The 22,043-nt window shown below is 43.8% G+C and carries 16 protein-coding genes; 7 read left to right on the top strand and 9 right to left on the bottom strand.

Annotated elements, in window-relative coordinates:
- Window positions 1-63: 63 nt before the first annotated feature.
- Entirely contained in the window at window positions 64-843 is a 780-nt protein-coding gene (locus tag HDC92_RS01675) for a LytR/AlgR family response regulator transcription factor (RefSeq protein ID WP_183871906.1), read from the bottom strand.
- Window positions 844-1,004: 161 nt separating this feature from the next.
- Between HDC92_RS01675 and HDC92_RS01670 the strand changes: the two genes are divergently transcribed.
- Complete coding sequence (locus HDC92_RS01670) at window positions 1,005-1,727, top strand: ferritin-like domain-containing protein (RefSeq protein WP_015807414.1); 723 nt, start codon at window positions 1,005-1,007, stop codon at window positions 1,725-1,727.
- A gap of 17 nt (window positions 1,728-1,744) precedes the next feature.
- Complete coding sequence (locus HDC92_RS01665; RefSeq protein WP_183871904.1) at window positions 1,745-2,599, top strand: ferritin-like domain-containing protein; 855 nt, start codon at window positions 1,745-1,747, stop codon at window positions 2,597-2,599.
- Window positions 2,600-2,662: 63 nt separating this feature from the next.
- On the opposite strand, the gene mqnC is transcribed toward HDC92_RS01665, so the two are convergent.
- Window positions 2,663-3,787 (bottom strand): cyclic dehypoxanthinyl futalosine synthase, encoded by a 1,125-nt coding sequence (gene mqnC, locus HDC92_RS01660; RefSeq protein ID WP_183871902.1) that lies wholly within the window; start codon window positions 3,785-3,787, stop codon window positions 2,663-2,665.
- 109 nt (window positions 3,788-3,896) lie between these two features.
- On the opposite strand from mqnC, the gene HDC92_RS01655 reads away from it, so the two are divergent.
- Both HDC92_RS01655 and HDC92_RS01650 read left to right on the top strand, forming a co-directional pair.
- The gene (locus HDC92_RS01655; RefSeq protein ID WP_183871900.1) at window positions 3,897-5,141 is read left to right on the top strand and encodes a M16 family metallopeptidase; all 1,245 of its coding nucleotides are present in this window, start codon (window positions 3,897-3,899) and stop codon (window positions 5,139-5,141) included.
- On the top strand, window positions 5,134-6,408 hold the full coding sequence (locus HDC92_RS01650) for a M16 family metallopeptidase (protein ID WP_183871898.1): 1,275 nt from the start codon (window positions 5,134-5,136) through the stop codon (window positions 6,406-6,408). Before HDC92_RS01655 ends, HDC92_RS01650 begins: the two co-directional genes overlap by 8 nt.
- Before the next feature lie 10 nt (window positions 6,409-6,418).
- Here the strand turns inward: HDC92_RS01650 and HDC92_RS01645 are convergent, their stop codons facing one another.
- The 3 genes from HDC92_RS01645 to HDC92_RS01635 are packed head-to-tail and all read right to left on the bottom strand — an operon-like array spanning window position 6,419 to window position 12,214.
- Window positions 6,419-8,317 (bottom strand): DUF3857 domain-containing protein, encoded by a 1,899-nt coding sequence (locus HDC92_RS01645; protein WP_183871896.1) that lies wholly within the window; start codon window positions 8,315-8,317, stop codon window positions 6,419-6,421.
- Window positions 8,317-10,320, bottom strand: a complete 2,004-nt coding sequence (locus HDC92_RS01640; RefSeq protein WP_183871894.1) for a DUF3857 domain-containing protein — start codon at window positions 10,318-10,320, stop codon at window positions 8,317-8,319. The genes HDC92_RS01645 and HDC92_RS01640 overlap by 1 nt, the downstream gene beginning before the upstream one ends.
- A gap of 58 nt (window positions 10,321-10,378) precedes the next feature.
- The gene (locus HDC92_RS01635) at window positions 10,379-12,214 is read right to left on the bottom strand and encodes a PQQ-binding-like beta-propeller repeat protein (protein WP_183871892.1); all 1,836 of its coding nucleotides are present in this window, start codon (window positions 12,212-12,214) and stop codon (window positions 10,379-10,381) included.
- 393 nt (window positions 12,215-12,607) lie between these two features.
- Here HDC92_RS01635 and guaB point away from each other — a divergent pair, with 393 nt between their 5' ends.
- Window positions 12,608-14,077 (top strand): IMP dehydrogenase, encoded by a 1,470-nt coding sequence (guaB, locus tag HDC92_RS01630; RefSeq protein WP_015807422.1) that lies wholly within the window; start codon window positions 12,608-12,610, stop codon window positions 14,075-14,077.
- Window positions 14,078-14,095: 18 nt separating this feature from the next.
- Here guaB and HDC92_RS01625 read toward each other — a convergent pair whose 3' ends face one another.
- From HDC92_RS01625 to HDC92_RS01610, 4 genes are all read right to left on the bottom strand, one after another.
- Complete coding sequence (locus tag HDC92_RS01625; RefSeq protein ID WP_183871890.1) at window positions 14,096-14,809, bottom strand: hypothetical protein; 714 nt, start codon at window positions 14,807-14,809, stop codon at window positions 14,096-14,098.
- 26 nt (window positions 14,810-14,835) lie between these two features.
- The gene (locus HDC92_RS01620) at window positions 14,836-16,818 is read right to left on the bottom strand and encodes a sensor histidine kinase (protein WP_183871888.1); all 1,983 of its coding nucleotides are present in this window, start codon (window positions 16,816-16,818) and stop codon (window positions 14,836-14,838) included.
- 73 nt (window positions 16,819-16,891) lie between these two features.
- Entirely contained in the window at window positions 16,892-19,477 is a 2,586-nt protein-coding gene (locus HDC92_RS01615; protein ID WP_183871886.1) for an ABC transporter permease, read from the bottom strand.
- A complete protein-coding gene (locus HDC92_RS01610) occupies window positions 19,470-20,156 on the bottom strand; it encodes an ABC transporter ATP-binding protein (RefSeq protein WP_015807426.1) in 687 nt (228 codons plus the stop codon). The genes HDC92_RS01615 and HDC92_RS01610 overlap by 8 nt, the downstream gene beginning before the upstream one ends.
- A gap of 104 nt (window positions 20,157-20,260) precedes the next feature.
- Here HDC92_RS01610 and HDC92_RS01605 point away from each other — a divergent pair, with 104 nt between their 5' ends.
- Entirely contained in the window at window positions 20,261-20,929 is a 669-nt protein-coding gene (locus tag HDC92_RS01605; protein ID WP_183871884.1) for an arylesterase, read from the top strand.
- A 19-nt stretch (window positions 20,930-20,948) separates the two neighbouring features.
- Window positions 20,949-22,037 carry a tetratricopeptide repeat protein gene (locus HDC92_RS01600; protein ID WP_183871882.1) on the top strand — a complete coding sequence of 363 codons (1,089 nt, stop codon included), beginning with the start codon at window positions 20,949-20,951 and terminating at the stop codon, window positions 22,035-22,037.
- Window positions 22,038-22,043: the final 6 nt, after the last annotated feature.

The raw sequence follows: 22,043 nt of genomic DNA, 5'->3' as shown, positions 1-22,043 counted from the left end.
CGGGAGCTGTTTGTCAACAACAGAATTACAAGGGTTAAAAACTTTCCTGTCAAGTTTAGCCGTTTATTTATCATGGTCAAAACTGGTATACAATTTAACCTTTTCCACAAATTCGCTGGCACGCCTCCTCGATACCGCTATTTTTTCCCCGTTTTTAAGGATCACTTCAAGACCATTCTTTGAATTGTATTCTTTCAGGTAATTGAGATTAACAATGCTCGATTTATGGATCCTTACAAACTGGTGGTCGGGCAGGATCTCTTCGTACTCCTTTAAAACTTTGGAAACGGTAATTTTATCCTTGTTGGCAAAATAAAAAACAGAATAATTGCTGTCTGCCGCGATGTGGATAATGTCATCAATGTTCACCAGCGAATAGCCCTGACCATTCGGAAGACTGATTTTTCGGATTTCGTTTCGCTCAGCCAGGTTAACCGCCAGGCTCTGAAGGCTTTCATTGCGGTTATTCTCTTTTTTATTTAGTGCAATAAACCTTACCGCTTTAGCAACCGCAATTTTCAATTCATCAATATCAATGGGCTTCAGCAAATAGTCAAGCGCATTGGCTTTGATGGCTTTAAGTGCATACTGGTCGTAAGCCGTAGTAAAAATGATATGCGCATTATTAGATTGGGCATAAGGAATGAGTTCAAAGCCATTTCCACCAGGCAGGGCTATATCCAGAAAGATGAGGTCTACAGCATGCTGGGTTAGCAAATTCCGGGCTTCAGCTACAGATTTTGCTATACCCGAAATATGTACCTCCCCACAATTTTCCTGTAACAGAAAATACAGAGAAGAACGGGCAAATTCTTCATCATCTACAATAATTGTATTCAGCACGGTTCCAAATGTTAATATGGGTGAATTTATTAAAAAAATGCCATATCCCTATTTTTTTCATAAATAAAGCATGCCAAGAAAACCAAGCGCTTTTTTCTTTCGTAAGTGGGGTAAAGACATTTACATTAAAATGACCTAAAACCTTAAAATTAAAAACTACTATGAAAAATTTAGAACAAGAAAAGCTGGATATGGTTCTCGAGGAGAGCAGTATACTGACAGCCAGCCTGCAACGCCGTTCCTTTTTGAAATATGCTGGCGCGGGTGCCGCCGGAATTGCTTTAATCGCTGCAGGCTGTAAAAAAGACCGTGGTGGAAACCCAATGACAGGTACTATACTGGATTTTAAAGATGATTTTGGCGTATTGAATTATGCTTATGCTTTGGAACAACTGGAAGCTGCATTTTACGTTCAGGTGGCCTCCAATCCACCGTCCACATTTAGCGCTACAGAAAAAGCTTATTTCCAGGACATCCAGTTTCATGAAATTGCCCATAGGGAATTCTTTAAAAAAGCATTGGGCCCGGCTGCTATAGGTAGCCTGGAGGTCGATTTTTCAAGTATAAACTTTACCGACCGTGCAAGTGTGCTGGGTGCAGCAAAAGCTTTTGAAGATCTGGGAGTTGCAGCCTATAACGGTGCTGGGGTAAGGATTAAAACTGATACTTATCTGGTTTTAGCCGGACAGATCGTTTCTGTAGAGGCCCGTCATGCCGCTTATGTCAGGGATTTAATTTCCAACGGGAGCTTTGCAGACTTAAATGACCTTACTGCCCTGAATTCTAACCCGGCAGGTGGACTGGATGGTGCATTAACACCAGATAAAGTGTTGGGTATTGCCGGCAAGTATATCAAAACTAAAATTAATGTAATCAATCTTTAACCTTAAAACCAGAAATCATGAATATCGTAAATATATTAGAAGAAATTGAAAAGGTTGACGGAGAGATCTATGAGCGTATAAACCCTAGAAGGGCCGCCATGAAAGATTTTTTCAATATGGGTAAAAAAATCTCATTGGCTGCCTTGCCTTTGGCAATGGGCTCCATGTTCCAGAAAGCCTATGGCCAAACTACACCTGCTGCGGTAACAGATGTGCTGAACTTTGCTTTGGCACTGGAATACCTGGAATATCACTTTTATAACCATGCATTGATGGCAGCACCAAACCTGGCCATTCCGGCAGGAGCGCCTAAAACGGCCATCACTACCATCCGCGATCATGAGTTGGCGCATGTTAATTTATTGAAAGGGGCACTGGGTAGTGCTGCACGGGCAGAAATTACTTATGCCATGACCGATTTTACTGCTGGCGGAACCTTTCCCTTGGTTTATGACGATTATGTAACTTTCTTAAAAGTAGCATTGGGATTTGAAGATACAGGGGTAAGGGCCTATAAAGGACAGGCTCCTGCATTGAAAGGCAATGCAGTACTGACAACTGCATTGCAGATCCATTCTGTAGAAGCGCGTCATGCTTCACATATCCGACAGATGCTTGCTGCCAATGGTGCAACGGGTTTAAAACCATGGATCAGCTTAGGCCCGGGTGGCATCGCCAATGATACCGGTGTTTCGGCTGTAGATGCGGTTTATGTACGTGAAAATACAGATGTACAGGCAGGCATCACCATTACCGGTATTGCCAATGGGGTAACCAAAGCAGCTGCAGTTGAAAGTTTTGATGAATTCTTAACCAAAACTGAAGTGGTAGCCATTGCCAACCTGTTCCTGAGAACAGGATTTAAATTATAAGATTGGTTTGTTTATTTTAAGAGGGGAAGAGGGCGAAAGCCCTCTTCCTTTTTTTTTATAAACCTAGTAATTGATCACCTGCTCTTCCAGGTGGTCTGGCAGTTCACGGTAGTTGTACTGCTGCCCTCTTAACTGTGGCTCAAATCCGGCTTCCCTGATCGCATCCTGTATGCCTTTTGCTGTAAAACGATGCGGGGCACCGGCAGCAGATACCACATTTTCTTCAATCATAATGGAACCAAAATCATTTGCCCCGGCATGCAGACAAAGTTCTGCCACGTTTTTGCCCACTGTAAGCCAGGATGCCTGTATATTTTTAATGTTGGGCAGCATGATGCGGCTTAAAGCCAGCATCCTGATGTATTCATCGCCCGAAACATTATTGCTGATGCCTCTTAAACGTTTCAGCAAGGTACCATCATCCTGGAAAGGCCATGGAATAAAAGCCAGAAAACCCTTGGCATCAGCCGGTTTTTCACTTTGTACCTCCCTGATCCATACCAGGTGCTCAAAGCGCTCTTCTATGGTTTCTACATGGCCAAACATCATGGTTGCCGAAGTGGTAATGTGCAGCTGGTGCGCTGCCCGCATGACATCCAGCCATTCCTGACCCCCGCATTTTCCTTTAGAGATCAGCCTTCTCACCCTGTCGTTCAAAATTTCTGCACCGGCCCCGGGCAAAGAATCCATGCCAGCTGCTTTTAGGGCAGTTAAAATTTCAGTATGTGAAAGCCCTTCCAGCTTGGCCACATGCGCAATTTCGGGTGGGCCAAGCGCATGCAGCTTCAGGTCGGGATACAATTCTTTCAGCTGTTTAAACAGGTCTGCATAGAATTTCAGGCCCAGCTCAGGATGGTGGCCACCCTGTAACAGCAGCTGGTCGCCGCCCAGCCTGAATGTCTCTTCTATTTTTTGCTTATAGGTTTCAATATCGGTAATATAACTTTCCTCGTGGCCCGGGCGCCTGAAGAAATTACAGAATTTACAGTTGGCAATACATACATTTGTGGTATTGACATTCCTGTCTATCTGCCAGGTCACTTTTCCACTTGGTACCTGCTTTTTTCTCAATTCATTTGCCACATAAGCCAGTTCAGCTGTTGCTGCATGATGATATAAAAACACACCCTCTTCTTTGGTTAGAAAGTCGAAGTGCAAAGCCCTTTGTAATAATTCGGCAGTATTCATGTTACAAAATTAGCTAAAATTGCCATAAGTTCTTTTCTTTTTATTTCACATTATTATCACAATTCGCCACCTCATAATTCCTATCTTTGCCGCAATTATTTTTCAATTTATGGTAGATTTTAACCGTTTTACACTGGCCAACGGCCTTCGTGTACTGGTACATGAAGATGATACAACGCCCATGGCGGTGTTAAACATTTTATATGATGTAGGCGCCAGGGACGAAGAAGCCGGCAGAACAGGCTTTGCGCATTTGTTTGAACACCTCATGTTCGGGGGCTCGGTGAATATACCAAGTTACGATGAACCCCTACAGCGTGTAGGGGGCGAAAACAATGCCTTCACCAGCAACGACATCACCAATTATTACATTACGCTGCCGGCTGTAAACCTGGAAACGGCCTTCTGGCTGGAAAGCGACCGTATGCTAAGCCTGGCTTTTTCTGAAAAAAGTCTGGAAACCCAGCGCAATGTAGTTTGTGAGGAGTTTAAACAACGTTACCTGAACCAGCCCTATGGCGATGTATGGTTAAAATTGAGGCCGCTGGCCTATACCACACACCCTTACCGCTGGGCAACCATCGGGCAGGACCTGGCGCAAATTGAAAACGCTAAAATGGAAGATGTGAAAGCATTTTTCAAAAAACATTATAATCCCCAGAATGCCATTATGGTTGTAGGTGGAAATGTAAAAACTGAAGCGGTAAAAGCTCTGGCCGAAAAGTGGTTTGCTGCTATCCCGGCAGGAGAAAAATACCTGAGAAACCTGCCTGCAGAACCTGCCCAGACTGAAGAAAGAAAAGAAAGCCTTACTGCCGATGTACCTTTAAATGCCATTTATATGGCCTTTAAAATGCCTGCCAGAAAGGACAGGGACTACCAGGTATACGACCTCATGTCAGACGTGCTCTCACAGGGGCAGTCGTCCAGGTTATACAACAGCCTGCTCAAAGAGCAGCAGCTGTTCAGCGATATCCACGCTTACATTACCAGCAGCATAGACGAGGGTTTGTTTGTCATTGAAGGCAAGCTGGTTGAAGGAATCAGCATGGACACTGCAGAAAATGCCATCTGGAAAGAACTGGACAAACTTACCGAAGAACTGGTTACCGACGAAGAGATCACTAAAGTGAAAAACAAGTCAGAATCCATTATGGTATTTGCCGAGATGAACCTGCTGGATAAGGCCATGAACCTCGCTTATTATGAGCTGCTCGGTGATGCAGCCGGCCTGAATACAGAGATCGACAAATATCTGGCAGTTAGTCCCCAGCGTATCCTGCAGGCCGCCAAAAAAACCTTTGTGAAAACACAATGTTCAACTTTATACTATTTAACTGCCAAAGATGCTTAACCGTACACTAGCCCCGGAATCAAAACAGGTTGATGAAATTAATTTTATTGAACCCTTAAAACAGACACTGGACAACGGTATACCGGTTTTTACCATCAATGCAGGTAAGCAGGAACTGGTGCGTATTGAATTTATATTTGAAAATGTAAACTGGGATGCTTCAAAGCCTTTGCAGGCCATAGGGGTAAGCCACCTGATCAACAATGGCACAACCAACCTTACTGCCAAACAAATAGCCGATAAGGTCGATTATTATGGTGCTTTTTTACAGACAGAATACGGGGCCGATCAAACCTGTGTGAAACTGTATACCCTCAATAAACACCTGGCTTCCGTATTGCCCATTGTCAGGTCTATCCTCAATGAAAGCGTTTTTCCGGAACAGGAGCTGGGTATCTTTATCCAGAATCAGAAGCAATCCCTGCAGGTAAACCTTCAAAAGAACGATTTTCTCGCCAGGAAACATTTTGCCCACGCACTTTTTGGCGATACCCCTTATGGTTCCAATATAGGACCGGCAGACTATGATGCCCTAAAAAGAGAAGAGCTGCTAAACTATTTTAAAGCAGCTTACAAGCCACAGAACTGTACCATCTTTGTAGCTGGTAAGTTTGAACAAAGCGAATTTGATACCCTGAACAGCATTATGGGTAAGGAATGGGACAATAAAGCCGCATCGGCAGTCAACAAATTCAGTTTTACCCATAGCACCAAAGGGGATATCCTGATCGAAAAACCTGAAGCCATACAGTCGGCCATCCGAATGGGGAGCCTGGCCATTACGCGCAGCCACCCCGACTTTGCCGGTTTCCAGGTATTAAATTGCTTGCTTGGTGGCTATTTTGGTTCCAGGTTAATGGCCAATATCCGCGAAGATAAAGGCTATACTTATGGAATTGGTTCTGCCGTGGCCTCTTTAAAAGATGCAGGTTATTTCTTTATCGCCACCGAAGTAGGGGTAGCCGTATGCAGCAACGCGATAGCCGAAATTGAAAAAGAGATCAATATCCTTAAAACAGAACTGGTTAGCGAAGATGAACTGGCACTGGTAAGAAATTACATGCTGGGTGCCATGCTGGGCAGCCTTGAAAATGCTTTTTCCCATGCCGATAAGTTTAAAAATGTGTATTTCTCAGGTCTGGATTACCGTTACTATGAAAAATATATAGCAACCGTAAAATCCATCACGCCGGCAGATCTCAATGAACTGGCAGGTAAATACCTCAATACCGATAGCTTCACTAAAGTAGTGGTAGGTAAAAAATAAAATATCCTGGCTATTCTATTTTAGCCAGGATACCTTTTTGTTTATCGGCTTGATAGATCTTTTTATGAAAGGCCACAAAGTCGTTATACTTTTCTGGTGGATAAGCCTTGCTGGTCATTGTTTTTGTACGGGTATAGACCAGGGTATTGTCTTTCGCCACTACCTTTGCCGTATACCTTCCAAATTCCGATTCGATCAGCACATCTTTAGGTATAAACTCTACCTTATATCCCTTAGGTATGGTATAAACGATCTCATCTTCATCATTAAAGCTGTAATCGATACTGAAAAAAGTTTTGCGGTCTTCCAGGGCTGTTACCGCTGTTTCCTGCCTGTTTAACATATTTAAGGTCATAAATAACTTATCCCCGCCCTTAGTCAGCAGCTGTGTGCATTTTAAGCCTATCTGCTCATTCAATACCGCTGCATTTTTATCCGGTTGTGTATAACTGAGGGTCCCGATCTGCATGTTTGGAATGCTCAGTGAGTTCATGATCCTTTTTCGCTGTGCTGTGGGATCTATAAGCAGCATGGCCACATTGTCTTCGTACTGGGCATTTGCATACTGGGTTTCAATGCTTACCAATGCCGAACCTTCTTCATCCAGGTTTACTTTTGTACTGCGCTTCTGGTAGTTGCTGGCCGGATCGTACACTGGTGTCTGTACCAGTTTGCCCCCATTTTCAGTAATCAGCAATACTGTCCTGTTCGAATTGGAATTGCCTATAAAACCGGCTGGCATCAGCTGACTGGTACACTCCAGCCATACCGTATCTTTTTCAAGCGGCACACAAAGGATCATGTGGTTGGTCTGGTTCATGCTGGCATACTGTTTATTTATAGAAGGCATATCATTGCCAAGGATCACCAGGTCCGATTTGATCCCAGCCTCCTGCAGCATGGCCTTCATATAGTTAGATAAGCCCTTGCAATCCCCGTAATTTACAGCAGCTACTTTTTCGGCAGCAATGGGCTTGTAACCCCCTATACCCAGCTGCACCCCCACATACCTGGTGTTCGATTGCAAATAATTATACAATATCCTGATTTTTTCTTTTGGGTCTTTGGCTGTTTTCAGCAGGCCCTGTATTTTCGTTTTTACGCCTTCAGGGAGCACCTGCATACCGCTGCTCAGGTTAAAAAGCCAGGAACCCAGGCTGGCCCAGGTTTCTATGTTCGCTTTTGAATTGTCAAATTCAAACTGGTTTGGGGCAACAGAAACCCAGGGCATTACATTCTTTAAACCCATACTCATCGGTTCATATTCCAGGGCAGGCACATTTTTACAGCTCCATTGGTACTGGATCTTATCTTTTATTTTTACCGAGTCGGTCTTTACATTGTTGCTTTTAAGGTATTTAAACGTCATTGTTTCAGGAATCCTGAAAATATAATTCGATTGCTCTACCGCGTAGCCCCAGTTACTTGCCGGGTACCAGGTCGGGTACGAACGGATACCACTATAATCTACCGTGTAACTGTATGCTATGGTATAGGGATAGTCGGTATACATAAAATCGAGATATTTTACCCTGTCGTCCTGGTACAGCGTTCCATCAGAAACCGCACTTCTGTCCTTAAAATCCGAACTTTTGTAATCCTTTATTTTGATTCCCTTGTCGTTATACAAAGTAGCTTTCAGACTGGAAATACCTGAAAATTTATCATAAAATTCGTGCATGTTGGAGGCCGACTCCCCGTTCTTATTCAATATGGTTATGGCAGTTTTGTAAGTTAAAACCGCAGTTCCCGGATTTTTCACTTCATAAACCTGCTCTTCATTTCTGATCACAACAGAAGCATTTTTCAGCAGTTCAGCAGGAATTTTACTGACGTCATAAATCTCCTGGGCATTTACCCTCGAAAGTGCAAGCAAGGAAACTATCAAAAGGACAGGTCTTTTCATCATTAACTTTTCTTAAATACAATTTGTTCTGCCTGTTTTCTCACAATATTCTTAAAAAGCTCTTTTAAGTAGTGGTATTCTTCCGGCGTGAAGAATGCTTTTTTCAAGGATATTTTGCTGGTGATCATCAGCTTATTTTCTTCAGCAGCAAACATGAAAACAAAGGAGGCAGCATCATCCGGTAAAACTACTTTTTCATTTTTGGGCGATTTATCCAAATGGTATTCTTTTGGAAAATCGATCGTGATGCGGTAATTTTCTTCCTTAGGATAAGCAAAGTCGACCGGATAAATCCTTTCTTCCAGTTTAAAGGGATTTTCCTTTGTCCTTTCAAACAATAGCGGGGCAAAATAGGCCAGGTTTCCGGCTTCTTCCACATTGTCCTCAATGGTTACGTCCATGCTTTCCACCAAAGGTTCGGCCAGGTCGGCCAGGTTCTGGATCTGATAGTTTTTTATACCAAGACCCGGTCTGTCGGTTTTATAATCTTTCAGAAAATCAGTCTCATTTGTCGCCGAACGGTATTTTCCCCTGCGGTTTAAAGCCTCATAATGGGTAGACGACAGATACAGTTTACCACTGAGTTTGTTTTCTTTGTCCAGTGTCAGCATTAAATTAATATTTGTCTTGCTCAGATTGGCCTCTTCCAGTGATATCCATGCAGCAGTAGCATCAGGCAGGTTTACTTTTAAGCCCTGATGGTTTAGGTTTTCATAGGCAATCATGTTCAGGGCGTGGTCTTTATCTGTGGCGTCCAAAAGGATCATTTTATCGCCAATTTCGGCCTGAACGATCACATTGTTAAAATCCGTAATCATTGGAAAACCAGGATGTGCCCCATTTTCCCTTGTACTCAGTAAAACCGGTGATGCTGTAATGTTTGCTTCATTTAAAAGTGTGAGCAGACAAAGGTTAATATCGGCCGAGTTACCGGTTTTCTTCTCAAATATGTTTTTTTGGCTGGTTTCCGAAGTATACAAGCGGTAATTACCGTCCCATTTAATGTTATTTTTTACATAATTAAAAATGAGCTGTAATACCGTATCAGGCTGTGTTGCAGTTTTTACAATGTCCTTTAAAATGCTTTTGCTGTAACTTTTTTTATTTATAAAAGCCCCGAAGTTTTCTTCTGTTTTAAGTCCGGCAACAATTTTTGGCCAGGAAGAAGTAAATTCCCTGTAAACCTGTCCGGGTACTGTTACAGAGCTCAGTTCAAAACCTACTTTGCTCACATAATCTTCCATCGTAGTAATGAAATTCTCTTTCTTTAAACCCGGCACATTTTCAACCTGATAATGCAGTTTTAAGCATGAGGCATTCAGTGTTCCTGCGCTCGAACTAAAAGTTTCGTTCACATATTCCTGTTTGGGGTTTAAAAACAGGTACCCGCCAGATCTTATCTTGTATTTGTAATATTCCGGAATATTGACTTCGTACTCAGAATATAGGGTAGGGATGCTTCTCTGAAAATACCAGGGCTGCAGGTTAAAGATAAAATCGGATTTTGTTTTGTATTTATATTCAACAATAGATCCTTCTTTTACATTGGGCAGGGCAAACTTTTTAAGCGTAAAATTTTTATCCTGTTTTTCTGAGAATTTGGCATCTTTATTTATCTTGCTGATCACAATTTTATCACCTTCAAGGTTATATGTGGCCGCATCCATGTAGTCCAGCTTTTCTTCCGAAGAATTTTGTTTGTAAAACCTCAGTTCCAGGTTTCCGTAATCGTACCCGCTCTTATTGATGATCTTGTAACGGATATGTCTTTCAAAAACGAATGCAAAGTCACCGGTCTTAGGGCTGAGCTCAAAATATCCTCTCCCTACATCAAACAAGATCAGGGCAGCAGCAGCCGAATCCGCACCACTTCCTTTACTGTCAAATTCGGCGGGTTCTATTTTTCCATATTTGAAGGTTTTTGATTTGCTGACTACATTTTCCTGGGCATACGAGAACGATACCAGTAGCAATAGGCATAATACGAGTAGATTTTTCTTGCGCATAAGAGCGATAATTTGTTTTCACAATTATAATACATATCACAAGAAGAAAAAAATTTATTTACTTAATATTCAGTAAACTAACCACACCGTCCATAGTAGCCACCAAAACCGCATTTTTACGCAATACATTTACGGTGTTGATCATAGAGTTGTCTATTTTATGTGCCCATATAGTTTTGCGCTCCAGCGGATCAAAAGCATATACCACGCCATTTCGTGTACCGAAAAACACTTCTCCATCTTTTGCGATCAGCATAGAAGGTACATGCTCATAACCGAAGCCCATGTTTAATCTCCACAATATGCCCGGGTCCGTAGCCTGTGTTTTATAGGCCACCACCTCATCGTTCATGGTTTTGCCAAAAATCAGGGATCCATCTTCCGACAGGCCGATAGACTCTCTTACAGTAGCTTCTTTATTTCTCCAAAGTGTTGCTCCGCTGTTTGCATCAAGTGCAGTAAGTACCCTGTCGGGTGCCGCAAAATAAACAATGCCCTTATGGGCTACCGGTGTGCACATGGCCGGAGAGAACATGCGGTTGGCATTTCCATTGTTCCATTTCCACAACAGGTTGCCCGTATGTTGGTCCAGTGCATATAAGTGACGGCCCCAGGAACCAAAGATCACTTTACCTTCATACAACAAAGGTTTGCCTACAATAGTGCCCTCTACCTGGTTAAAGGTCCAGCGCTCTTTCCCCGTTTTCAGTTCAATTGCCCTGAAGTGGTTGTCGCTCCCGCCAATATAAACCAGGCCTTTATCAATCACCGGAGAACCCAGAACGGCAGCTTTGGTATCGAATTTCCAAAGCAGTTTGCCTGTATTGAGCTGCAGCGCATAAATGCTGCCATCGCCCGAACCCAGGACAACCAAATTGTCTGCTATGGCAGGCGAAGAATAAATGGCACCTTTTGTTTTATAAACCCATTTTTTGCTGCCATCTTTAATTGATAAAGCCTCTATCTCGCCTATGCTGTTGCCAAATATAACCAGCTCATTGCTGGCTGCAGGTGTCAATACCACATTGGCTGCTGCATGGTAGCTCCATACTTTTTTGACCTGCGGATAGGTCTTATTGATTTCATACGAGGGCCTTTCTATCTTTCCGGTACTGCTTGCGCTGAATTTGCCCAGTGCAATTTTTCTCCAGGGATGTTCAAGCATAAGACCGGGTTTTTTAACGGCGAACAGGACAGAATCTTTGCGCATGGTTACAATGTTATAACCACCAAGACTATCTTTTGCCCTTAAATTGGAGCGACCCATGGTACCGGGTACACCTTCAAAATTAAGCGCCTGATTGGAATGGCCATGCCCGCAGATGGCATACTGTATATTGTATTTTTTTATCCTGTCGGTTGCTTCGTACCAGTTATCCAGACTATTGTCGACAGGGTAGTGGTTGATGAAAATAACCGGCATGGTAGCAGAAGTTTTTTTTAACACTTTATCCAGCCAGATTACGGCATCCCTGGGGATATGGCCGTCAGACATCCTTACATAGGGCCCCGAAGCGCAGGCAATAAAACGATAACCGTTGTGGTCAAATGTAAACTTATCGTCGCCAAATTCCCTGATGAAATCCACACCACCCGATTCTGACCAACCCGTGTCATGATTGCCGGGTATAACGTAATAAGGCTTTTTTAATTCGCTTAAAATAGATTTTGCCAGTTTAAGTTCTAATTTGGTGCCCATTTCTGTAACATCGCCCGTAACCACTATAAAGTCAAGATCTGTTTGTTTATTGATGTCATTTACGGTTCTTCTCAGGTCTTCTTCGCCGGTAGCTGTACCCACATGGGTATCAGTTACAAAGGCATATTTAAAGGTCTGGGCATTGCTGTTGATAAAACAGCTAAATAGAATGGCAAAAGAAAGGAGCAGTTTCATGTTTCCGGTCAAATTTGTGTCGGCTCAATTTACAGCTTTTTGTTGAAACCAGAAATGCATGTTATGGTTTTTAACTGTATTTTACCTGGAACCCATAGTTTTTAAACCATACTTAAATTTTTATAGAACGTTTTTAAATCTATATTAGGTCAAATCGACCTAGCAAGGACCTAGCAAGGTCCTAATAAGGACCTAAAAAGGTTCTTATAAAATATAGAGCAGTTATAGCACACAATTGCTTAAAATATCTGGCAACAGCTACCGAGGGTTGTTTCAATAATTAATCTGATTGTAATCTTTTACCTCATGCTGTCTTTATTTGCAAAACTATTGCGTATTCGCAATAATAATCGTATTTTTGCCCGGCAAATAGTAACTCTTAAATTATTTGCTATGCAACTCGATCCCAATAAATTTATAGCTGAAGGACTAACTTACGATGACGTATTATTAGTACCTGCCTACTCTGAAGTTCTGCCACGTGATGTGGATACCGGAAGTTTCCTGACCAAAAAAATACGTATTAATGTTCCTATAGTTTCTGCCGCAATGGATACAGTTACTGAAGCGGGCCTGGCCATTGCCATTGCCCAGGCCGGTGGTATTGGCATGTTGCATAAAAATATGAGCATTGAGCGCCAGGCAGAAGAAGTAAGAAAGGTAAAACGTTCGGAAAGCGGTATGATCCAGGATCCTGTTACCCTGAGTGCAAATGCCAGAGTTGCCGATGCTTTCCAGATCATGAAAGATTTTAAGATCGGTGGTATCCCCGTTATTGATGCAGATAATAAACTGGTGGGCATCATTACCAACAGGGACCTGCGGTTCCAGAAAGATATGCAGCGTAAGGTCTCGGAAGTAATGACCAGGGAAAACCTGATCACCGCACCGGAAGGGACTACACTTTTACAGGCCGAAGAGATCTTACAGGATTATAAAATTGAAAAACTCCCGGTTATTGATGCGCAGGGGCACCTGGCCGGACTGATTACTTTTAAAGATATTCAGAAATATAAAAATTACCCTAAAGCCTGTAAGGATGAACGTGGCCGTTTGCGTGTTGGCGCTGCGGTAGGTGTGGCGGCTGATAACATTGACCGCGTTGCGGCACTGGTACAGGCAGGAGTGGATGTGGTAACGGTTGATACTGCCCATGGCCACTCGAAAGGTGTCATTGATATGGTAAAGGCCATTAAAGAAAGATGGCCCGATCTGCAGGTCATTGCAGGTAATATTGCTACTGCAGATGCTGCGCTGGCATTGGCGGCTGCAGGTGCCGATGCGGTTAAAGTGGGTATTGGTCCGGGTTCTATCTGTACTACCCGTATCATCGCAGGTGTGGGTGTGCCTCAACTGTATGCTGTTTTTGAATGTGCCCAGGCTTTGATCGGGACAGGGATTCCGGTTATTGCTGATGGTGGTATTAAGCAGACCGGCGACATTGTGAAAGCCATTGCCGCTGGTGCCAGTGCAATCATGGCTGGTTCATTGTTTGCAGGTGTTGAAGAATCACCAGGTGAAACCATCATTTATGAAGGACGTAAATTTAAATCATACCGTGGTATGGGTTCGGTTGAGGCCATGTCACAAGGATCAAAAGACCGTTATTTTCAGGACGAGACCGATGTGGTGACCAAATTGGTACCGGAAGGGATTGTTGGCCGGGTACCTTATAAAGGAACATTGGCAGAAGTAATTTATCAATATGTAGGTGGCCTGAGGGCTGGAATGCACTATTGCGGTGCAGCTGCCATTGAAGATCTGCAAAAAGCCAAGTTTGTACGCATTACCGCTGCAGGAATGAGGGAAAGCCATCCGCATGATATTTCTATCACTAAAGAAGCGCCTAACTATTCGAGATAACAATACATGGGTGTTTTTTTATAGAAAATCATCTGGAGCGATCTCCCAGGTCCAGGGTTTTTTAAAGCTGTTAAATGTGCGCAGGGTTTTTATAGTCAGTGGCTGTTCAAAAATGTTGTCTTTCGCAAGGCTGTCACCCATCGATCCGGTGATCACTTTTCGCGTTTTATTTATAAAGTCATATTGCTTGTCATTCATTTCTCCGGAACCGGAATGATAGGCAAGGTTATTGGCCCTTACCAATTGCCAGTCTTTATCTAAGTATTTAAAGCTATAATTTAATTTCCAACGCCAGTTTGCACCACCTTCGAAAGATAGTAAAAGTTGGTTTTTCTCAATGAGCATGGGACGTAAGGGATCGCCCATGGCTCCTCCTTCTTCGGATCTTAGCATGAAGTTGTTGTTTTGGGTGACCAGCCGGAATGCAACACCAGCAGATCTTTTAAAGTAGATGGCCAGTATCCTTGGTTTTTGTACTTCTGTAATCAGCTCTGTTTCATTGTCGCCATAAGCACGGTTTTCTTTAACTGGCCTGTAAAATTCCAGTACCAGGGCCAGGTCTTGAATGTTGTCGTTATTCAGGTCGCCGGAGATGCTGTCGATCACCTTCCAGTTTTTAGGAACCAGTGCGGCAACTGATTTTCCCTGGTCGGGAAGCTGAGGAAATACAAAGGGCTGGGCCCGTATGCTTGTATACCAGATTAAAAAAAAGAAGGTCAGTTTAAGTTTCATATATCTGATATGAACGCTGATTGTGTTTAAATAGTGTTTAATATTTTGGCCTTGGGCAATTGAAAGCTAAAGGAAACCTGTTGGCCTGTAATGTCCACCTTTAGTTCAGACCCATTGCCTTTGATGTATTCCCGGCATAGGTGCAGGCCCAGGCCAACCCCCTTTTCCTGTCCAGTACCATAGGTGGCTTCAAAAGCATTGGGATCGGTGATGTGTTCTATATTCAGTTCATGACCATCGGGAATGTTATTGCTGATGCAGATTTCTGTATGCTCCGTTGCCTTTGTGAGTTTAATGTGGATGCTTTGCGTTGCTGGTGTAAACTTTATCGCATTGTCGATCAGGTTACGCAATACCAGCTGTATCTGGTTTTCATCGGCATATACCATCAGTTTTTCAGGAAGCTGCAGTTCAACAGTGATCCCTTTGAGTTGTGTTAAGGGGGCGTAAACCAATACCAGCTCTTCTACCAGTATGCTCAGGTCAAATGCCGAAGGTTGGGTAGTTACCCCGTCCATCTGGCTTTTTGCCCAATATAAAAGATTGTTGAGTGTATTGTGTATGGTATCGATGCTTTTTTTGTTTTCGTTGAGCAGCATTTTAAGTTCATCCAGGCTCAGCAGGTCCATATCTTTTAAGGAGAAAATGCTGACCAGACTGTTGAAAGGACTTCTCAGGTCGTGCGCAATAATAGAGAACAGTTTGTTTTTTACAGCATTGGAGGCTTTGAGCTGTACAATGCTTTCGCTTAATTTTAAAGTGCGGTCGGCCACCTGTTCTTCCAAACGCTGGTTTTGTGTTTGCACCAATATGAAATTCTCTTCACGAGCCTTCCTTTCATTATTGATGATGACACGGTAGCGGTCGCCCAGTGCAAAGGCCAGGAGCAGCAGTTCAATGGTCGAACCTACAGGTACAAATTCAAAGCTGTAATCATGGTAATCAAATACTCCATCCATGCTCAATACGGTTGCAATAATGGTTACGGCAATAAAGGTCCAGGCCAGTATGTAGTATTTGGCCGGGGTATGGCCTTTTTTATAGGCCATCAGGCCTAAGGTCCATAAAACAACAGAAAAACTGATGGTAATGTATTGGGCAAGCGTTGCCGATATACTTTTAAACCCGGCAATGCTGGTGATGAACATGATGAGGGCGAGGCCGGTTAAAACGTTACATATTTGTATTGCACGTGGTGATATGGCTTTCAGGTTAAGGAACTTTTTAGAAAACAGGATGCAGGAGATGGTAGAGATACTGAGAAAAGTATGCGGATAATGGTTTATAAACAGCTTAAAATTATCACCAAATAAATAGCTGTAGCCTCTTAAATAACCCACTACATATAAGCCAAGTGAAAAAACGTAGAGGCTGTAATACAGGTAGGTACTGTCTTTCATGCTAAAATAAAGAAAAATATTAAAGAGGAACAGCGTGAGGAGCACACCAATATATATGGTTTGCAGGTTATTTTTCAGGGATGTTCCAGGCATGAAGTTTTCTGATGTGGCCATTTTAATGGGCAGCAGCAGGATATTGTTTGTTTTTACCCTGAGCCAAAGGGTTGATGCTGCTGTATTTTCCGGTAGCAGCGGTAAACTGAATATATAATTGTTTGTGGCTATAACACCGGGTGCAGAAGGCCTTAGGGCTCCTGTTTTTCTATGTATAAAGTCGGCACCTTTAGGGATATAAAGATCTATATGTTCGATGTTTGGCACATCAACAATAAGGTAATCGTGTCTGGATCCGATGCTTAAATAATCGATCTTTACCCAAAAAGCCGATTTTTTATTGCCCAGGTTGAGTATCTGTTGCTGGCCCTGTGTAAATTTTCCGGCCTTTTCAAGTGCCATCACCTGGTTCAGCGTCAGGTTTGCGTTCTGATCTTCAAAATAAGTTACCTGTTTACCTATGTTGTTATTCATAAGATTGGTATCGAGGCGGATAGGTTGTGCTTCGGTATTCAGGTAGGCTAAAAAAAAGAGAAGGAGGGTAATTAAACGCATAATATAGAGTAAGGACTATTCTAATGTAAACAATTTACGGAATAAATTGAATGGAAGCAGTAATTTTAAGCTGTCAGTTTTCTTTTCTTAGCACTTCCAGGGGCGACTGGTTCAGTACTTTTCTGCTGCTCCATACACCAGTAATGACTACCATCAGGGTGATGCCGGTAAAGAAAGCGGCAACTGGCCAGATGGATGGCGTAAAGCTGGTGGCGAAACTGAATTTGGCGAGGGCCCAGCTGCCGGCCAATGCCAGTATCATGCCTGCTCCAGTGGCCACAGTACCCAGAAAGAGATATTCAATGGCGGTGATGCTGAGGATCTGTTTTCTGCTGGCGCCGAGTGTCCTCAGCAAAACACTTTCGCGCAGGCGCTGCCCTTTACTGGTCAGTACGGCCGAGAGCAGTACGATCCAGCCGGTGGCCATACTGAACAGGGCCATAAAGCGGATAACAAAACCTATTTTACCCAACAGTTCATCCAGTACCTGCAGTACCAGCCCGAGGTCTATGACCGAGACATTCGGAAATTGCCGGAGCACCGCGTTTTGAAAAGCTGCGGATGTGTTTCCCGAAGGCACGCGGGTCATCAATACATGGAACTGTGGGGCATCTTCCAGTACACCTTTTGGAAAGACCACGCGGAAGTTGGTTTGCATCCTGCTCCAGTTTACTTCCCTTAAACTGCCTACAACGGTTGGAATGAGCATTCCCTGTACGTTAAAGAGGATTTTATCGCCTATGCCGACATGTATGCGCCTGGCATAATTTTCTTCAAGAGATACATATACAACATTGTCTTTTTGTACAGTTCCGCTCCATTTACCGGCTGCAATTTTTTCGGCAGCAGTAAGCGTATCCTGAAAGGTTACCCGCAGTTCTCCTTTGAAGGCCCGTTGTGAAGGTTCCTGCTTTTTTGAATCCGGGTTATCCGTACTGTCGGCCGCTGCCAGTACTGAGGCAGTTTTGCCGTTAATTTCTGCTATACGTACCGTAACAATGGGTACCTGGTTCATGACGGGCAGCTGATGTGATTTTACCAGCTGCACAAGGGCTTCCTGCTGGTCGTTCTGGATGTCGAACAGTACCATATTGGCCTGGTTTTCACCTGAAGATAGGCGAACGCGGTTCATGAGGATGCCCTGTACAAAAAACAGGGTGCAGATGAAGGCGGCAGACAGGCCTATGGATATGGTGAGCATCAGGGTCTGGTTATTGGGGCGGTACAGGTTGGCAAAACCCTGGCGCCAAAGGTAGCCCGTTTGTGGTGGCAATAGTTTACGTACCAGCCACATCAATAATTTAGACAAGGCAAAAAGGAGTACGAAAGCAATGAGTATACCGGCGGTAAAAGCAATGGTCTGTATCCAGCTGCTCATTTGCAGCCGTGTAAAAGCCATAACAAACAACAAAATGAACAGGTAAACTGCCCAATTCAGCAGATCGCGCCGGTTGCCGGTTTTTTCAAAAGATAAGCGCAGTGCATTTAAAGGTGAAATGTGTCTTACAGCCAACAGCGATGGCAATGCAAAAAGTACGGAAATGATGACGCCCAATAAAATGCCCTGACCAATGGCCGGGAAGGAGAGCTGGACGGTCATTTCTACCGGTATGAAATCTTTTAATACGGCGGGCAGCAGGAACTGGATCAGGGTACCGAGCAGTGCACCTGCCAGGGCAGCGATGAGTCCGATGACCTTGATCTGGATGAGGTAGATGAGGAAAGCCTCAGCGGGTTTTAAGCCCAGGCATCTTAATGTGGCTACAGCAGCCATTTTTTCTTTGATGTATACATGAACGGCGCTACCTACACCTATGCAGCCCAGCAGCAGGGCAACAAAACCGGAAAGGGCCAGGAACCTGTTTAGGTCTTTGAAAGATCTGCCGGTATCTTCTTTTTTCGAAGCTACGGTTTCCGTATCCAGTCCCTCTTTTTCCAATATGGGCTGAAGCTGTTTTACTACTTTTTCTACTGCATCGGGGTTGTTGTACCGGTAATAATATTTAAACTGTATGCGGCTGCCGGTTTCTGTAAGGCCGGTTTGCTGCAGGTATTTTAAAGGGATGTATACAATTGGTGCTACTGTAGAGGAGATGCCGGTTTGGCCCGGGGCTTTGTTCAATATCCCCTCGATGCGGAAGCTGAGTTCGCCAACCTTAATGGAATCGCCGGTACGGGCATTAAACTGGAGCAGCAGGGTCTTGTCTACCAGTGCCTTTCTTCCACCTTGCCTGAACGTTTTTGCAGCACTGACCGGACTGCTCTCTATTTCACCGTAAAATGGATAATTGCCTTCCAGGGCCTTGATCTGTACCAGCCGGCTGCCCTGGTTTTTTATAAAATACACCATAGACGGGAAGCTTCTTTCAGCGGCCCTTTCATTGCCCAGACCCTGCAGGAGGGCTGCAGTTTTTTTATCCGGGGCCCTCCGGCCCTCAATGACCAGGTCGGCCCCGGTCAACGTCTTCGCCTGCTCATCAATATCATGCTGCAGGTTATCCCTGAAGGAATATACGGCTACCAGTGCGGCTATACCGAGTACAATAGAAGAGGTAAAAAGAAATAAGCGCGATTTGTTGTGGCGGCTGTCACGCCAGGCCATTTTAAACAACCAGCGGATATCCACCGTTCTGCCGGGCCCTGGTTGATGTTCAGACATACAGATCAGATTGAATGGTCCCGGCTTTTAGCTTGATGATCCGGCTGGTATGGGCAGCCAGTTCAAGGTCGTGCGTTACGATGATCAGGGTAGTACCCGCTTCCCGGTTCAGTTCAAACAGCAGCTGTTGTATTTTTTCACTGGTTTCTCCATCTAAATTTCCGGTAGGTTCATCGGCAAACAAAATGTCGGGTTTATTGGAGAAAGCCCTGGCCAGGGAAACACGTTGCTGTTCACCACCTGAGAGCTGTATGGGATAATGTTGGGCACGGTCTGACAGGCCTACCTTGGCCAGTAGCTCCATGGCCCGCTGCGTTACATTTTTCTCTCTTCTCAGTTCCATGGGCACCATTACGTTTTCGAGTGCCGTAAGGGTGGGCATCAGCTGGAAATTCTGAAAAATGAAGCCTACATGGTTATTGCGTATGGCGGCAAGTTCGTTTTCGTTCAATTGGTCCAGCTTCACTTTGTTTAAGATTACGCTGCCGGCGCTTGCCCTGTCGAGCCCCGCACAAAGGCCAAGTAAGGTTGTTTTTCCACTGCCTGAAGGGCCGGTAATGGCTACCGTGCTGCCCCGGGGTATAGAAAAATCAATATTGCTGAGTACCCTAAGGGCAGTACCTGCACTTTTATAGGTCTTACTTACGTTTTGAACTTCAAGGATGTTTTCGGCAGACATGAACAGCGGATAATATTTTAAATTTAACGAAGGATTACCTGTTAAATATACAAGTATTCGTTAATTTAGATTTTATATATCACGATATGTTACGGACTAATTTTATGAGCGCTATCATTTTGCTGAGCATGATAACTGCCTGTGGGAACAATCAGCATACAGCCGGAGGACAGGAAAATGCCAAAACTGATGGCACAGCGCAGGCTGGTACCGGCCGGCCTGAGGCACAGCATATCCTTTTTTTTGGTACAAGTTTAACGGCAGGCTACGGGCTTGATCCGGAAGAGGCCTATCCGGCCATCATCCAAAAAAAGATAGACTCGTTAAATTTACCTTATAAAGTGATCAATGCAGGCCTGAGCGGCGAAACATCAGCCGCAGGCAAAAGCAGGATAGACTGGCTGTTAAAGCAGCCGGTTGATATTTTTGTATTGGAACTGGGTGCAAATGATGGCCTGCGGGGCTTATCTGTTGCAGAAACATCGGCCAATCTGCAGGCTGTAATTGATAAGGTAAAGGCCAGGTACCCTAAGGTAAAAATGGTGATGGCCGGTATGCAGATGCCGCCCAATATGGGGGCCAGCTATACTGCTGATTTTAAAGCATTGTTTAGCAAGCTGGCACAAAAGAACAATATGGCGTATATTCCTTTTTTGCTGGAAGGAGTGGGTGGCCAGGCCCGGCTTAACCAGGAAGATGGGATCCATCCGACGGCCGAAGGGCAGAAAATACTGGCAGAAAATGTATGGGCCAGATTAAAACCTTTACTTTAATTATTTATACAATCAGAAAATGCAAAATAAAATCTTACCGGCGCTTCTCCTTATATTCTTTTGTTCGGTTTCTCTTGCCCAGGAAAAAAGAGAACGGATCCTTTATATTGTAGACAGCATACCGATCATCAAAGAGCCAAAGGATGAAGAACAGATCACTGAAGCGGATATTTTCAATGCTGAAGTGATTACGGATGAGAAAAAAATCAATTCAATGGGCCATTTTTTTACGGATAAGATCATTATGCTGACCACTAAAGCTTATGCTGCCCGACCGGAAGCTTTAAAAGCACTTCCCAGGAGAGCGCTGATGGAGAAGAAAGATGGGGCCATGTACGTAAAGGGGGCAATTAAACCTTATTCGGGGAAGTTTATAGACTATTATATGAACGGCAATATAAAGGCCGAGGGCACCATGTTGTATGGACTTTTAAATGGCACCACTACAGCTTATTATGTGAATGGCAATAAAAGATATTTTATGAACCATCAGGCAGATATTGGTTATGGGCCAACCGAGGATTATTTTATCAATGGGAAGCTTAAGGCCAGGGGGAAATACCGGAATGGCGAAGAAGATGGAATATGGCAGGAATTTTATTCGACAGGGAAATTAAAAAGTGAGATCAATTGTAGTCTGGGTAAAAAAGAACTGCCAAAGGAGGTGCTAAGATTTTATGAATTACTGGGCAAGGCTGAAACGCTGATTAAAGAAAACGATTATAAGACCCTGATTAAAAAGATGGATGAAGCGGTATTGTTAAATGCCGAATATGCCGATGTATATTTTTACAGGGGCAATGCGAAGTTTAACCTTTTTGATTTTGACAGTGCCATTGCTGATTTTGATAAGGCAATTGAACTGGAACCCTTATATATGCAGGCCTTAAGTTCGAGGGCTTTTGCCAGGTTAAGGAAATATGAGTTTAAGGATAGCAAAACCTTAAGCAAAACAAAAGAGGTAACGGTAATGGCGGCCAAGGATAACGTTCCTGTGCCAAAGGAAGACCAGGATAAGATCTGTGCAGATCTAAAACTGGGCTACGAACTGGGCGACAGGAAGCCAATGATTGTTGATGTCATGAAACGGTATTGCAGTACCCCATAAAAGGGT

The sequence above is a fragment of the Pedobacter sp. AK017 genome (genome assembly GCF_014200825.1).
Classification (GTDB): Bacteria; Bacteroidota; Bacteroidia; order Sphingobacteriales; family Sphingobacteriaceae; genus Pedobacter; species Pedobacter heparinus.
The sequence above is the reverse complement of the archived record's forward strand: the minus strand, read 5'-3'. Positions and strand labels throughout refer to the sequence as shown.

Excerpts from the sequence above, each read along its gene's own strand:
- HDC92_RS01670 (WP_015807414.1), top strand. The coding sequence starts at position 1,005 with ATGAAAAATTTAGAACAAGAAAAGCTGGATATGGTTCTCGAGGAGAGC.
- HDC92_RS01665 (WP_183871904.1), top strand. The coding sequence starts at position 1,745 with ATGAATATCGTAAATATATTAGAAGAAATTGAAAAGGTTGACGGAGAG.
- mqnC (WP_183871902.1), bottom strand. The coding sequence starts at position 3,787 with ATGAATACTGCCGAATTATTACAAAGGGCTTTGCACTTCGACTTTCTA.
- HDC92_RS01655 (WP_183871900.1), top strand. The coding sequence starts at position 3,897 with ATGGTAGATTTTAACCGTTTTACACTGGCCAACGGCCTTCGTGTACTG.
- HDC92_RS01650 (WP_183871898.1), top strand. The coding sequence starts at position 5,134 with ATGCTTAACCGTACACTAGCCCCGGAATCAAAACAGGTTGATGAAATT.
- HDC92_RS01645 (WP_183871896.1), bottom strand. The coding sequence starts at position 8,317 with ATGATGAAAAGACCTGTCCTTTTGATAGTTTCCTTGCTTGCACTTTCG.
- HDC92_RS01640 (WP_183871894.1), bottom strand. The coding sequence starts at position 10,320 with ATGCGCAAGAAAAATCTACTCGTATTATGCCTATTGCTACTGGTATCG.
- HDC92_RS01635 (WP_183871892.1), bottom strand. The coding sequence starts at position 12,214 with ATGAAACTGCTCCTTTCTTTTGCCATTCTATTTAGCTGTTTTATCAAC.
- guaB (WP_015807422.1), top strand. The coding sequence starts at position 12,608 with ATGCAACTCGATCCCAATAAATTTATAGCTGAAGGACTAACTTACGAT.
- HDC92_RS01625 (WP_183871890.1), bottom strand. The coding sequence starts at position 14,809 with ATGAAACTTAAACTGACCTTCTTTTTTTTAATCTGGTATACAAGCATA.
- HDC92_RS01620 (WP_183871888.1), bottom strand. The coding sequence starts at position 16,818 with ATGCGTTTAATTACCCTCCTTCTCTTTTTTTTAGCCTACCTGAATACC.
- HDC92_RS01615 (WP_183871886.1), bottom strand. The coding sequence starts at position 19,477 with ATGTCTGAACATCAACCAGGGCCCGGCAGAACGGTGGATATCCGCTGG.
- HDC92_RS01610 (WP_015807426.1), bottom strand. The coding sequence starts at position 20,156 with ATGTCTGCCGAAAACATCCTTGAAGTTCAAAACGTAAGTAAGACCTAT.
- HDC92_RS01605 (WP_183871884.1), top strand. The coding sequence starts at position 20,261 with ATGAGCGCTATCATTTTGCTGAGCATGATAACTGCCTGTGGGAACAAT.
- HDC92_RS01600 (WP_183871882.1), top strand. The coding sequence starts at position 20,949 with ATGCAAAATAAAATCTTACCGGCGCTTCTCCTTATATTCTTTTGTTCG.